Annotated in this window: 15 protein-coding genes; 2 read left to right on the top strand and 13 right to left on the bottom strand. The window is 44.9% G+C overall.

Annotated features, from left to right (window positions below; all coding sequences use genetic code 11):
• Positions 1-17: 17 nt before the first annotated feature.
• Positions 18-2,144: a TonB-dependent receptor gene (locus E8M12_RS12920; RefSeq protein ID WP_136736625.1), complete on the top strand. Its 2,127-nt coding sequence runs from the start codon at positions 18-20 to the stop codon at positions 2,142-2,144.
• Here E8M12_RS12920 and rsuA read toward each other — a convergent pair.
• The 4 genes from rsuA to E8M12_RS12900 form a co-directional block, all read right to left on the bottom strand.
• Positions 2,132-2,833 (bottom strand): 16S rRNA pseudouridine(516) synthase RsuA, encoded by a 702-nt coding sequence (rsuA, locus tag E8M12_RS12915; RefSeq protein WP_136736623.1) that lies wholly within the window; start codon positions 2,831-2,833, stop codon positions 2,132-2,134. The genes E8M12_RS12920 and rsuA overlap by 13 nt on opposite strands.
• Before the next feature lie 425 nt (positions 2,834-3,258).
• Complete coding sequence (locus E8M12_RS12910; RefSeq protein ID WP_136736622.1) at positions 3,259-3,612, bottom strand: ribbon-helix-helix domain-containing protein; 354 nt, start codon at positions 3,610-3,612, stop codon at positions 3,259-3,261.
• Entirely contained in the window at positions 3,599-4,267 is a 669-nt protein-coding gene (locus E8M12_RS12905) for an AAA family ATPase (protein ID WP_136736620.1), read from the bottom strand. The genes E8M12_RS12910 and E8M12_RS12905 overlap by 14 nt, the downstream gene beginning before the upstream one ends.
• A gap of 57 nt (positions 4,268-4,324) precedes the next feature.
• Entirely contained in the window at positions 4,325-4,630 is a 306-nt protein-coding gene (locus tag E8M12_RS12900) for a PilZ domain-containing protein (RefSeq protein WP_136736618.1), read from the bottom strand.
• 310 nt (positions 4,631-4,940) lie between these two features.
• Between E8M12_RS12900 and E8M12_RS12895 the strand changes: the two genes are divergently transcribed.
• Positions 4,941-5,477: a gamma carbonic anhydrase family protein gene (locus E8M12_RS12895; protein ID WP_136736616.1), complete on the top strand. Its 537-nt coding sequence runs from the start codon at positions 4,941-4,943 to the stop codon at positions 5,475-5,477.
• A gap of 772 nt (positions 5,478-6,249) precedes the next feature.
• On the opposite strand, the gene E8M12_RS12890 is transcribed toward E8M12_RS12895, so the two are convergent.
• The 9 genes from E8M12_RS12890 to fadD form a co-directional block, all read right to left on the bottom strand.
• Complete coding sequence (locus tag E8M12_RS12890) at positions 6,250-6,465, bottom strand: hypothetical protein (protein ID WP_136736614.1); 216 nt, start codon at positions 6,463-6,465, stop codon at positions 6,250-6,252.
• A 227-nt stretch (positions 6,466-6,692) separates the two neighbouring features.
• Positions 6,693-7,301, bottom strand: a complete 609-nt coding sequence (locus E8M12_RS12885; protein ID WP_136736613.1) for a HEAT repeat domain-containing protein — start codon at positions 7,299-7,301, stop codon at positions 6,693-6,695.
• 210 nt (positions 7,302-7,511) lie between these two features.
• Positions 7,512-8,489, bottom strand: coding sequence for a TolB family protein (locus tag E8M12_RS12880; protein ID WP_136736612.1), 978 nt, complete (start codon positions 8,487-8,489; stop codon positions 7,512-7,514).
• 72 nt (positions 8,490-8,561) lie between these two features.
• A complete protein-coding gene (locus E8M12_RS12875) occupies positions 8,562-9,377 on the bottom strand; it encodes a tRNA-uridine aminocarboxypropyltransferase (protein WP_136736611.1) in 816 nt (271 codons plus the stop codon).
• 17 nt (positions 9,378-9,394) lie between these two features.
• Complete coding sequence (locus E8M12_RS12870; RefSeq protein WP_281277720.1) at positions 9,395-9,928, bottom strand: YcgN family cysteine cluster protein; 534 nt, start codon at positions 9,926-9,928, stop codon at positions 9,395-9,397.
• Between the two features lie 14 nt (positions 9,929-9,942).
• Complete coding sequence (locus E8M12_RS12865; protein WP_136736609.1) at positions 9,943-10,986, bottom strand: lytic murein transglycosylase; 1,044 nt, start codon at positions 10,984-10,986, stop codon at positions 9,943-9,945.
• A gap of 11 nt (positions 10,987-10,997) precedes the next feature.
• The gene (locus E8M12_RS12860) at positions 10,998-11,279 is read right to left on the bottom strand and encodes a YcgL domain-containing protein (protein WP_136736608.1); all 282 of its coding nucleotides are present in this window, start codon (positions 11,277-11,279) and stop codon (positions 10,998-11,000) included.
• 160 nt (positions 11,280-11,439) lie between these two features.
• The gene (rnd, locus tag E8M12_RS12855; protein ID WP_136736606.1) at positions 11,440-12,591 is read right to left on the bottom strand and encodes a ribonuclease D; all 1,152 of its coding nucleotides are present in this window, start codon (positions 12,589-12,591) and stop codon (positions 11,440-11,442) included.
• A 200-nt stretch (positions 12,592-12,791) separates the two neighbouring features.
• Positions 12,792-14,447, bottom strand: coding sequence for a long-chain-fatty-acid--CoA ligase FadD (gene fadD / locus E8M12_RS12850; protein ID WP_136736604.1), 1,656 nt, complete (start codon positions 14,445-14,447; stop codon positions 12,792-12,794).
• Positions 14,448-14,503: the final 56 nt, after the last annotated feature.

Raw genomic sequence — 14,503 nt, 5'->3', positions numbered from 1 at the left:
AACCGAGCGCTAGCTCCATGAAAAAAACAACTATGTTAAAAGCCAGTCGGGCATTGTTGCCATCGTTGCTACTTATTGCCAGCCCCCCGATTTCTGCGTCCGAGCAAGGGGCATCGGTACCCACTATCCATGCCGATAAACCGCAATCAGCAGCATCGGAAAAGGATATTCTCGAAACCATTCTGATCACCCCACAACGCCAGGCAACCAAAACCAGAAATTCGCAAATCAATATCGGCAGAATTGATACCGACACCCTTGCACGGGAGAATATTGCTCATATCCAACAGGTACTTAACGGCATTGCAGGCGTAAACATTAACCGTGGCAGTGGTCAGGAATACCTGTCTTCTATCCGCTCTCCTATATTAACCGGAAGCGGCGCATGCGGTGCAATTTTGCTGCTGGAAAATAATGTGCCGATTCGTCCGGCAAGCTTTTGTAATGTTAATGGCCTGATAGAGTCTCATCATGAACAGGCGCAATTAATTGAAGTGCAAAAGGGCCCGGGTAACGGATTCTACGGCAGTAACGCCGTGCATGGTGCCATTAATGTTATTAATCCCGCCAGTATTAACCAGAACCCTGAACTTTCCTTACAGGCAGGCGAATATGGCTACGGACGTTTGGGATTAAAGACAGCCGGTAAAAACTGGGCGACCACTACGACGATTTTTCATGAAGATGGTTATAGTGATGACTCTCAGGCCGACTGGCAAAAATTTAGCCTGGCCTACTCTGGTGATACAGGCGAATCCCTGCAAAACACCCTATTAACGGCGGTTAATCTCAATCAGAATACCGCCGGATATATCACCGGACTTAACAGTTACCAGGACAGTGTACTGGCACGAAGTAACCCGAACCCAGAAGCGTATCGGAATCTCAGGGCTCTGCGGTTAAGCCAGCAATATCAGCTCGGCGAGAATGCAACCTTTGGCCAACTGACGCCCTATGCCAGGTATTCTGAGATGGAGTTCCTGTTACACTTCTTACCAGGCAAACCACTGGAGACCAATGAGCACCGTAGTATTGGCGCGCTGTGGAAAAATCAGTGGCAATCGGATCTGTGGGGGACGTTAAGCTTTGGATTTGATGCGGATTTGGCGGATATTGAACTTGTGCAAGAGCAGTTTGCGCCAACTCAGGGTTCGGCATTTTTGATGGCTACAATACCGGAAGGTAAACAATATGACTTTCAGGTTACGACTGTTAACAGTGGCGCATATGTGCAAATGCACAAGCAACTGAATTCACTTTGGCAACTTAATGCCGGAGTCAGGGCGGAATATTCTCGTTATGATTACGATAATCGTATGAACAGTGGTCGGGTCGATGAACAAGGGAATACCTGTGGCTTTGGCGGATGTCGTTATACCAGGCCGGAAGACGCCATTAACACCTTTACGGATTTATCCGCCAACCTGGGGGTTATCTATGACATTAATAAGCAACAGCAGTGGCTGTTCACTGTGTCGAAAGGTTTCCGGCCACCGCAGATTGCAGAACTATACCGATTGCAAGGTGAACAACTGGTTTCAGATCTGGATTCAGAAAGAATACAGGGGATTGAGCTAACCTGGCGCGGTGACTGGCAAGACCATCAGTTTAACCTGTCAGGCTATCACTATCAGAAACAGAATGTGATTTTCCGCGATAGTGAGCAGTACACCCGCAACGGCGCGAAAACCGACCACAGCGGTATTGAAATCAGCTGGTTGTACCGCCTGACGGATTCCTTGCAAAGCCAGATCGAGTATAACTTTGCCAAGCACACTTATGCCAATAACCCGGTCGGTTTAGACACCCAAATCAAAGGGAATATTGTCGATACCGCGCCTCGCATGTTCGGTAGGTGGCGCCTTGACTATGAGCCATTTGCAAGCCATCGACTATCGCTGGCAATCAGCCACATGGGCCATTATTACACCGACATTGAAAATCAGCATAAATATTATGGCCATGTGCTTTATGACGCCTATTACCAATACCAGCTCAATGATAACTGGCGAATTGACTTAAAAGCACTGAACCTGGCAAATAAAGCTTATGCTGAGCGAGCCGATTACACGGCATTTACTGAAGAAAGATATTTCCCCGGCAGGGATCGACGGTTCTTTATCAATTTGACTTACGCCTTGTGAGTAACCGATGCAACTTCGGCATCCGTCAATGGCCGCCACTGCCCAGGCTCAAGATCCGGATCCAATTCGATATCACCGACTTGTTCGCGGTGTAATCCGACAACGCGATTACCAATGGCCGCGAACATGCGTTTCACCTGGTGGTACTTGCCTTCGCTGATGGTTAACAAAGCTTCCCGCGGTGTCAATATTTCCAGGTTGGCTGGCTTGGTGAGTTTGGCTTCATTTTGCAATTGCACGCCGTCGGCAAATGCCTGTACGGCAGATTCTGGAATATCCTTTGAGGTGACGACCCGGTAGCGCTTATTACAGTCTTTTTTTGGCGAAGTGATGTGATGAGACCAGTGACCATCGTCGGTTATCAATACCAACCCGGTAGTATCGGCATCAAGGCGACCGGCAATGTGTAAATCAAATGCCCGGTCGACATCAAGGAAATGCAGCACCGATGGATACAGTTCATCAATGTTGGAGCAGATACAGTCCTGAGGCTTGTGAAGCATATAGTAGCGGGCCTGCTCAAACCGCAGGGGATTATCAAATAAGGTCACGTCGGACTCTGGATAAACCTGGAACCCAGGGTCTTTAACAACCGTCCCGGCAACTCGGACTTCGCCGAGCTTCAACAGTTTTTTGGCTTCCGAGCGAGATAGTTCGCTGCAACGGCAAATAAATTTATCAAGGCGCATAAATCAGTGGCATCAGGTAACAAGGTGAAAACGACAATGCTGACCTATTCAGGGGAATAGTCAGTACAAATAGGTGCTTTATACCAATCCCATTAAATTATTGCTCACTCAGTGAGAATTTAAAGGCATTTAGACAAGGCTTTGATTGCAGAGAATGGTCACTCCATTGTCAAAATCAGTAACGCAGGATAAACGCCTTTAAAACTCACCCGTAGGGAGTTAGTGAGAGGCCCATTTAATGCCCTATATTTCATTAATATAGAATGACTATATCAATAAAATCTATGTTGTAAATGAACCTCGACCCTAACTCTGAGTTGTGCACAAACTTAATGGGATTGGTATTAGTTTAACACCCTGCTCCATCGCACTAAAGCTTGTTCTTCGCTATCGCCAGGTAACGTGGCAAAAGGACAAATGCAGCCCTATTTGATATCAGAAAGAAAAAACTTATTTGGATTTTCATTGAAGAAGAAATCATGCACCATAATCCGCAATAAACGGGATTTAGGAATATGAGTCTGTTCGGAAAGCTCATTCAATTGTTGGATGGCACTATCACTTAAGGTAAAAGTGGCATGTTTGAATGGCGTACCCGCTTCGCAATGATTATCCTCAGCAAACTGCTTTTTAAACTTTTCCGCTTGCTGACTGGCTTCGGCGCTGACGATTTGCGGTTTTCCCATGGCATAGTTATTCGCATCTTCGATAAAATCATCGACGCTAAAGCATACTTTTGCCTTAGGTTTTTCCTGCTTTTTCAGATCAGCTAAACTCATAGCTCAGTTCCTGTTCAATCGATAAGAACTCATTAGCAATCGCGCGAATTTCTTCAGCTGCCTTGCCATTGGGTTCCGCTTCAAAAACCGATGTGCCTTTTTCTTCGGAGTCATCGTAAATGTTACGGTTATAGGTCACCGAGTCTAATACGTTGATACCGTAGGATGCACATACTTCCTTGGCTTCGATAATCCGCCCTGCCTGATTCGGTAACGATGGGCACTGGGTGATCACAAACGAAGCAATCATCTTTGGATTAACCATTTTACAGGTGCTTAACATGTCTTCCATGTGTGGCGCTGTTTTGATATCGCGACGCTTCGGACGCAGCGGGATCAATACGTGCTCAGCAACGGACATGGCAGCACGTAATGCCAGGTTGTCCTGACCACCACAGTCGACGATTACGTAATCATAATGCTCATTAAGACTTAATAAATCGTTGCGGATTTTTCCGTATAGCTGAATGCAGTTAATCGTTACTAAGTCGGGATCATTATTACGTGCCTGAATCCAGTCTGAGGTCGTTCTTTGTGGATCGCAATCGGCGATCAACACACTGGCATTTTTTTCTTTAGCTAAATAAACACCTATATTCTGAGCCAGACAGCTTTTTCCGCTGCCACCCTTTTCACCACCAACCAGAACAATCATGAGTTTAATTCCTTGTTATTAAATATACGTTTTTAGTGGGGGCTAAAAAATAGAGGGTTAGTCAACCATTTGCAGGCCAATCGAGAAACGATTACCCGTTAACTCGATACAACGCACAACTGTGGCGACTAGTGTTTGGCTTTCAGGATGATCGGCCTGAAAACAAATACTGACTTCGGTGCCAACCGTTATGGCAAATTCATGTTCGATGCGAAGTCCGCCACGGGAAAAATCAAGACAAACAGATTTCACTTTGTGGGACTGGCCTTCTTCATCGCGCCATAGTAAGTCGACGGTTTCATACTCCATATCAATACGGAAATATTGACGGCGTTCTGAAACCTTTTGCTCAGAGTTAGACATTATTATTCCTTCAATCTAAATCAGGTAACGCCAATATAACAAAATTAACAATTGAATTACAAACAACTGATAACATGATAGAAATATAAAAATGTTTTTTAAAAGGCTGTAACACGGAAACGCTGTAGAGCTGTAACGCTATAAAGCTGTAAAGTCGAAACGCTATAGAGATGTAAAGCGGTAAAGCATTAACGCTATAAAGCCCAACATCCTTACAGCTTATAGCCATACAGCTTATGGCTTATAGCTTTATAGCCCAGATTCCTTACAGCTTATAGCTTACAGCCTTATGGCTTTCCCGAGATAATTTATGATTTTTCAACTCGATGAATATACACCAACATTACACCCTTCCTGTTTTGTTGCCGACAATGCCACGGTTATTGGCCAGGTCACCTTAAACGCGGACTCGTCAGTCTGGTTTGGCGTTGTGATCAGAGCCGATAACGATACGATAACCATTGGTGAAGGCAGCAATATCCAGGATGGCAGCGTGTTACATGTGGACCCTGGTATGCCGATGAGCCTGGGTAAAAACGTTACCATAGGTCATAAAGTTATGTTGCATGGCTGTGACATTGGCGATGGTAGCCTGATAGGCATCAATGCGGTGGTTCTTAACGGCGCAAAAATAGGAAAAGGTTGTCTGATAGGTGCTAACGCTCTGGTCACCGAAAATATGGTCATCCCTGATGGCTCTTTGGTCCTCGGTTCTCCGGCAAAAGTGGTAAAAACGTTAAGCGAAGAGCAGCAAGCGCAACTTCTCCAGGGCGCCAGCCATTATGTGGAAAATGCAAAGCGGTATAAGAAAGGGTTACAGCGCATAGCGGGAGTTAAAACTCCCTGAGCACGTATCGCAAGCGATACTCCGAGCACGTGGCAGAAAACGCCACTTCGAGCACACAATCAAAGATTGTTTCGAGTACGGGACAAAAAACGTCCCTCCGAGTGAGGTAAGCTTCGCTGGCGGAAGAGGAAGGAAAAGCAAAAAACCTTGAATCATCCCCTGCCACGATAGGGAATCTAAGCTAGAGCCGAATGTCTCTAACGTACCAGGAACAGAAGTGAGCTTTTTATTGGAATGAGGACTGCGTCGGTGAGGATTTCATCGCTGAGGACGTTGTCGGTGAGGACGCTGTCGAAAAGCTTGAAATTCGTCATTGCGGCGTAGGCCGTAATCTCGTTTTTTTGGCAAAATTCGAGCCAGCCTAAACGGCGGCTTTGTGCCAGGAACAGACCGTTAGCAATTGCTAATATACAAAGTCAAATTAAGCATGAATTAGTGTTGAATATTGACCATTACCCACAGTAAAACTATAAAACTAAAAATCACCACTACATGACTAAATGAACCTATTAACTTCAGTATAATCTCGTTAATAATTTCGAGGACACTACCCCAGAATCGAACCTCCTCAATTGGAGAGACTTTGTAATGTTTTTCTGTAAGGTAAGTGTGAATATCATGATCGGTTAAGCGTTCCAGAAACATTAGAGCAAACGTGGCAAATTTGCCGATAATCAATGGTATTGCGAAAAGGCAAAAATAAGTAATACCGATGTATTTCAAAATGAGCAGTAATTCCACCTACGTTCCTTTATAGAAGAATCTCTTCAACTTAAATCAGTTTCAGATATAACTCATAGGCTTGCCATACTAATGTCAAAACTCCAATCACAATCAGAAGTTGTCCTATTTGAGCTTTGTCACCGCTGTCTTCTGTTGGCAACGTCACTTTGTTTTTCTTAAGGTTATATCCGTGGATTATCATTCCGCAGGAGGCAATAAAACATAGCATAAAGTAGGTTATGGCTGCTTTTACTTCGGGAGTCATAATTTGTCTTTTTTAGTTTAATTTGTAGTCCATTCAGTTCGAATGAGTGACTCTAGTTCGCTCACTACAGCCGTTTACGACTATATAGTATTCAATAAGTTACGTTATTTGTGGCGGCGTCGCAAATGGGCCATAACTCGGCCCGTTAGCAATTGCTAATGTACGATAAGTTGGTGGTGTACTTTGGAGCTCGTAAGCCGGAACGCACTGCAATCTTTTGTTAGTCTTTAAAGGGGGTGCCATTTTCGATACTTCTTCTTGAGCGCGAGTTCCGCGGCGTCCTTAAATTCTTCTCGACTAGAGTTCCTACATTGTTCTAAGAAATGTTTAACATCATCGCCTTCCCAACCTGGTGCCGCTGCGATTACCCAAAAACGAATACCTTCATTTAAGCTGGAAGAAGACACAAATTCTAAAATTGCTGAAGTCTGCTCTCTATTTGGTTGCATCCGAAGCATTGCTACAGCACGGAGTGCGCCATCGGCTAGACTTTCGTTTCCAGAGTCGAGAAGATTTATAGCAGGAGATGCATCATTCTCATGCTGCTTTGACAACCTAACAATTGAATCCCCTAAAGCCATGTAAATCATTGTGGCTTCGAAGTATTTATCAGATAGCCTTATAAGAAAGGGCAGAGCTTTCGTATAACCACACTCTCCCAAAGCCATTATAATCTGATACTGAGTTTCCCAAGTTCGTACATCTTTAATCTCCTTTTCTAGAGCATCAAGTAAATAGGGACCTGCTTCCACATTACTCATTTTTCTTAGCTTCTTTGCTGCAGAGCGTCTTTTGGGAGACCTTTTATCTTTTAATTGCTCAAGAAGATTTTGCATTGTTCGTTGTTCCAAAAACCAATGCCACAATGAACGGCAAAAGGGATCAAATAAAGTTAGCGAGGTACGAGCGCGAGCTAAGCTTTACCAAATCAGTTAAAGTACCAGTGAATCAGGTAACTTAGACGATGTTCATCCTTATCCCTTCAGGTTTCGACTCTACTGAACGGCTGCAGTTCGCTCTTTAGAGCCATCCAGAGTATCTCGTTTTTAATCCACCGAGTTACAGACAAAAGCAAAATACTTTTGATCTGGGCTCATTACCATGCGGGTAATATTGCCATCGCATTCATTGGAAAAGTCGTGCCATACATTCCAGTCAGCACCACTGACTTTAGGTTGTTTGAGGGTTATTGCCTGCGCATCCGGGTTGAAATCGACTTTTGCCTGGTAAACCTGGTTGCCAATGGCCGTTAGAAGAGAGCCGTCCTGATGCCAGGCATAATACATGTTCTCGGATGGCAAGCTGATATTGCCGTAGGTTGTTTGTTGTTCCTGATGATAGATATACATCTGCCAGCCCTGGCCGTGTTCCTTGTTATAACTAAATAATTGAGTTCCAGGGACCTGGCGTAAGGTGCGACCGATATGAGTGTCTATAACTTCGGATTTTTTTTCCTTGATGTTGGCACGCTGCAGCGCCATTGGCTCACCGAGTACAAATAACAGCAACTCATCCGGGTTCAGCCAGACGTGATAGCCGACATCAAATAGCTCTGGATATAAAGAGGTTCCTTTGGCACCCGGTTCATTTAACGGGTATTGCCACAATAACTGACGTCCATCGGCACCGACACGAATCACACTAAAGTGCTTTCCATCCGGGGTTACGGTGGGTGAATATTCGCTGGCATCTGATTGAGTCAGGTTGGATAATTTGCCGCTTGCCAGATCATAATGCATGCTATCAGACTGCTGCCTGGTCTCTTCGCCATTCCCTTGTGCGTACATCGCGGTATAAAGCAATGCTTTAGAGTCAGGGGTAAAATGTGGCTGGTTGTCATAGCCACTACGATTACTAATATTGACGACCTCACTTACCTCATCCTGAGATAACGTCGCCAGATAAATTTCATCTTCTGCGGCAACGTTTGCTGACGCCAATACTGAGATTATCAGACTGATTGTCACGGGAACAATTCGCCGCAATTGATATCGACACTGACCTGAACCATTAACTACTTTCATTGATGACATCCTTAATCTTTTTACAAATACTGTCGCCTTTTCAGGTAATGATGTCAATGCTGGGGACGGTATCTAAGGATGTTGTTGAAGGTATTGCTGATATCGCTGAACGGCACTTTTATCACCGAGATTGGGTTGCTTCACCCCGCATTGATAACGGTAACTAAACACATCAAACCACAGGTTTAGCACATCACCGGCTCGCTGATTACCGGACAGCTGCAAGACCCGGGCAGCAACTTCTGCCGTTGCCAATTGCTGTTCTTTGTGGGCTGTTCGTACATGATAACGGGAACCCGCTAACCCATCAGTAATATCTCCTACGGCTGATTCAGGCTCCCGAGTCATTAACTGCGCCGGCACTGACAGCATGGGAATGTGATGCAAGTATGGACTTTTACGATACATTTTTCGAGCCTGACGCCAGGTGGCGTCAAGTAAAATAAATAATGGTCTGCGGACTCGCTGTTTACCCTCAACGCCTAATTTTTCCAGCTCATCAATGCCCATAAGTGGTTGCTCAGGCACCGCATATTCATCAGGGAAGATCAGGATTGGTTGGTAGTGCGGATCGTTAAGCAGTGACTTAAATTGCTCACAAACTTGGGTGCGATGCCAGAGACTGGCTTTTGTATCTGGCAGGATATCGGCAATCAAGCGCCCGGTATTGCTGGGTTTTAAAACCTCATCATCATACATTAACAGGGCAAAACTGGCATTGGCGGATTGCGGCTTCACTAAAGGACAAATACAGTGATCAATATCGATACGACAGTATTCACAACGCGTAACGCCAGCGCCACGAGCGTTAAATGGCCGGGTACTTATCGATTTTCGGTATTGATAAAGTTTGTGTACGGCGTGGGGAAAGGTCTCGGGACACGTCATAATCATCCAGCCACGTTTTAATCAACATCCTCTAACGGCCAGGTGACCAGATGATCCTCATAATCGTGAATATCCACTTCATCGTCTTTCATCACTTTGCCCCGTACTGACATACCGGCTTTATGCATGGCCGTTTTTTTGCCTTTATTGAGCAGCGGATGCCATGATGGTAACCCCCTGCCCTCGTGCAGGCGTCGATAGCTGCAACTCGGTGGCATGAAAAAGATATCATCAAGGTTGTCTTGCGTTAACTGCACACAGTCAGGGACCAATTTTGTTCGCTGACTGTATTTCGAGCAACTGCAGGTTTTATCATTCAACAAATGACAGACCACATTGGTGTATAACAGTTCCTCGCCTTCGCGAATGTAGTCGGTTGGACTCAAAGACTCAACGGGCTCGTGTTCTTCGCCGTCATCGTCGCTGTCATCTTCGATGATTTTATGCAAACAGCATTTACCGCAGCCGTCACAAATAGCCTCCCACTCGGTTCGGTTCATTTGCGACAGCGTTTTTTCTTTCCAAAACTCTACAACCTGAGTCTTTTTCAATGTCTGTAACCTGCTTAGCGATTAAATTTAATGCGATCGGCCAGATGCCCAACACTGGTAACAAAATAGTACGACAGGTTCCAGTGCATCAGGCACTTATAATTATCATAGGCCAGATACGCCCGTCCTTTTTCACCGTCGGGAAATACCAGCGCGGCAGTGATATCCACCTTAGGCAAATCCTGGCCGTTAAACCGTCTTACCCCGGCCTTTTGCCAGTCAGCCAATGACATCTCGGTACGTTTCCATGCTTTTAACCAGTTAGATCGTCCACCGGTGTTCTGGGGAATTGCCAGCGAATAGTCAAAATCTTCCGGTAATTTCACTTGTCTGGCCCAGGTAATGGAATCATCCCAGCCAACGGACTTTAAGTAGTTGGCGATAGAGGCAAAGACATCGGTGGTGTTATTCCAGATATCTTTTTTACCGTCACCATCACCATCGGCAGCATAGGCCAGGAACGAGCTTGGCATAAACTGATTGTGTCCCATCGCACCTGCCCAGGAACCTTTCATGTCTTCGGCAGCGATATGCCCCTGATCAAGAATGGTGAGTGCATCCATCAATTGCTTGGTAAAAAAGCTCTCGCGGCGTCCCTCATATGCCAGGGTACTTAACGCTGATACCACATTGTAATTGCCGGTGATGTTGCCAAAATTTGATTCCAGTCCCCACAAGGCAACAATAAATCGTGGCTGCACCCCAAATTGTTTGCTAACACGTTGTAACTCATTATGATGAAGCTTCATCATTTCTTTTGCTTTGTTTACCTTCCACTCAGAAACACGAACGGGTAAATAGGTTTCCAGGGTTTCCACTCGTTCTGGTTGGTTTTTATCAGCTTTGATGGCGCGCTTGTGAAATTCGACGTTGGCAAAGGCCGAGTCGACCAATTGCTGGCTGAAGCCTTTGGCAATGGCTTGTTGTTTCAGACCTTCGACATACTGGTCAAAACCTTCCTGAGTCAGGTTTTTCTGTGCAAACGACACATTGGAGAAAGCCGCAGAAGAAAATGCGGTAAGGAAAATCAGTCGACGAAACTTGCTTGTGGAAAACATAGCAACCCCTTTTAGTCTTGTTGTGATAATTGCTCAGCCTTATGCTGCTTTAATAAATCTTCGGTTGGGGGCGGTAGTTGTAAATAAAAGCCCTTATCTAACAGTTCTGCTTTTACTTTTTCAATATCTGCTAGTGCCAGTTTATTCCGGCCGGCTAAATTAACCAGAGTCACCAGCTGCGGCGTGCCAAATGTAGATAACAATGCTTCAGGTACGGTAGAAAAGTCGTCACGTTTAACAATGTATAAGAAAGTTTGTGGCTTTTTAGGGCTTCGATAAACAGCACAAATCATTTTGACTCACCAGCTAGAAATTGGCCTTGAAATATACCACGCAACGCCACTCAGGCCAAAGGTTTCACCGATATTTGCGTATTTTTTCAAAATCTCATAATGAGTCAGTTTAACAACCGTTGTTCGAATGCAAAAGAAGGTCTTATACTCCTGTTTTTCCTCAGCTATCCTGAAGTTTAAACCCCTGTCTGGAAAATTTGAGTAAGTCGTCTTTAAAAAGTTCCCCGCGCCAGCCGTTAATTAAGTCAACCTGCTCCGGGTGCACATCTTGATCGTTAAGCTGCCAAAACCAGCTAAGATACTGATTCATATGCTTTTTACCTGCAACCACGGGTAAGTCAAGATTGTGACGGGCGGCAAGTCGTCCAAGATACGTTTTCAGGTTTTTAAAAATGTTTTTGTAGCCAGGATAACTATCGAGTCGGGAAATAGGTTTAGGAAAGTGTTCCGGTGGTAAACTCATCGCCTTTTTGATCACCATCAACATGGCTTTTCCCTGATGGCGAACGTCAAGAATATCCACTCCCTCATAACTGGCCATGGCACCTACATTACCCGGCTTACGGCGAGCCATAGTTAACAGAGTATGGTCTTTGGCAATAAAGTTTAGTGGTAAATTACGTTTGACCGCCATTCGATATCGCCAGGCATATAAATGCTGTAACAGCAGCAATTGCGAACTGTTTAATTTAAATGCCTGCTTGTTATCCAGATACAGATTGTACTCATCAACCGGCTGAAATTTTCGCTCGATCATTTGGGCACTGTCCTGCATAGCCTGTTGCAACCATCCAGCATCGCCAATTTCCTGCAACAACTGGTCGATAATCTGATGTAAGTAACTGACATCTGCGGCTGCATACTCCAGTTGTCGGTCGGAAAGAGGCCGTTTCATCCAGTTGGTCCGCGATTCGCTTTTATCCAGTTCAATGCCTAGAAAATGTTGGATCATCGCCGCGTAGCCGAGTGACAGGCCATGCCCTAAAAAAGACATGGCTATCTGAGTATCAAGCATATTCACCGGCTGACAATTACCGGCATGCATGAACACTTCCAGATCCTCAGAGCACGAGTGAATGACTTTTAAGATGCTGGGGTCTTGCAATAACCGCCAGAAAGGCGATAAATCTTCAATCGAAACTGGGTCAATGAGCACCAATCGATTGCCATCACAGGCTTGTATCAATCCCAAATTAGGAAACAATGTACGAGTGCGAACGAATTCGGTATCTATAGCGAGGACAGCATCATGATTGATTGACTGGCAAAAGGAATCCAGGGCGGATTGATCTTGTATGTATTCAGCTTGCACAGTGTCTCCGGGGGCTTGGTAGATTGGCAAAAATAAAATTACAGCGGTTCATGCTTAACACGGCAGATGACATCTACCAAAACACATATACTATCAACAATTTAAATTAATACCAACAACTCGCAGATGCAAAAACCAAAAGAGCGGTGCCAAGATTGAATCCAACCTAGACACCGCCCTGCTTCGAATATGCGATAAGGTTATCGCAATTCCCGACGTAATATTTTGCCAACGTTACTTTTTGGCAATTCGTCTCTAAACTCAACCAGTTTCGGTACTTTATAGTTGGTCAGATTCTGCTTACAGTGTTTAATTAAATCACTCTCACAAAGATCTTGATTGCGGCTTACCACAAAAATTTTCACCATTTCACCGCTAACGTCATGAGGCACGCCAATTGCCGCAGCTTCAATAATGTCCGGATGCATCATGACCACTTCTTCGATTTCATTCGGAAATACATTAAATCCCGACACAATAATCATATCTTTTTTCCGGTCGACAATTTTGAAGTAACCATTTTCATCCATGCAGGCGATATCACCAGTATAAAGCCAACCATTCTTGAGCACTTCCGCTGTAGCTTCAGGACGGTTGTAATAACCCTTCATTACCTGCGGCCCTTTTACAATCATCTCTCCGGCTTCGCCAATTGCCCGCTCATTACCCAACTCATCAACGATTTTTACATCCGTTGACGGTGCCGGAAGGCCAATGGTGCCATTGTAAGCCTGTTGATTGAACGGACTTACCGTGACCAGCGGCGCACATTCAGTTAAACCGTAACCTTCCAGTAAGCGAGTGCGAGTTACCTGCTGCCAACGTTCTGCAACGGGCTGTTGAACCGCCATGCCACCACCCAGTGAAAGCTTTAAATGGCTGAAATCAAGATTCTTAAAACCACTGGCGTTAAGCAAACCATTAAATAGCGTGTTAACCCCGGTTAGGGTAGTAAACTTGTACTTCTTCAATTCTTTAACAAAGTTTGGCATGTCTCTTGGGTTGGTAATCAAAAGGTTTGTGCCACCCAATGTTACAAACAACATGCAATTCGCCGTCAATGCAAAGATGTGATAGAGGGGCAGTGCCGTAACGACCAATTCGTTACCCTCTTCCAACATCGGCGATAACGCCCCTTTCGCCTGCTCGAGGTTGGCAATCATATTACGGTGGGTGAGCATTGCCCCTTTGGAAACGCCTGTTGTGCCACCGGTATATTGTAAAAATGCCAGGTCTTCATTGTGAATTTCGACGGGCTGAAAATTCAGTTTGGCGCCTTTTTCCAACACCAGGTTAAAACCGATGGTATTGTCCAGGTGAAATGACGGGACCATTTTTTTAACGTGGCGAACCACGAGATTTACCAGGTTACCTTTTAAAAATCCTAATCGGTCGCCTAGTGAAGTTAAGATGACTTTTTGCACTGGCGTATCAGCGATCACGTCCTGTAGCGTTTTTGCAAAATTTTCAATAATGACGATCGCCTTGGCACCGGAATCATTAAGCTGATGTTTCAGTTCGCGTGCGGTGTATAGAGGATTAACATTGACGATGGTCAAACCGGCCAACAGACCGCCAAATAAAGCGATGGGATATTGTAAAGTGTTGGGAACCATAATGGCGAGTTTATCGCCTTTTTTCAGTCCTAAATCCTGTTGCAGATAGGCAGCAAATGCCGTCGCCTGTTGCTCCAACTGAGAATAACTGAGTTTAACATCCATATTAATGAATGCGGTATTGTCAGCGTACTTTTGGCAATATTTTGTGAACAGTTGCGCCAGAGACTGATACTTATCGGCATCAATTTCGGCAGGTATTCCGGGAGGATAACTTTTTTCAAGCCATATTTTCTCCACAACACTTCTCCTAACGTTTTTCAAGCATCGTTTATTATCTGATTTCACTTGTACCC

Source organism: Thalassotalea mangrovi (assembly GCF_005116735.1).
In the GTDB taxonomy this organism is placed as follows: domain Bacteria; phylum Pseudomonadota; class Gammaproteobacteria; order Enterobacterales; family Alteromonadaceae; genus Thalassotalea_A; species Thalassotalea_A mangrovi.
This window is presented reverse-complemented; position numbering and strand designations above follow the sequence as displayed.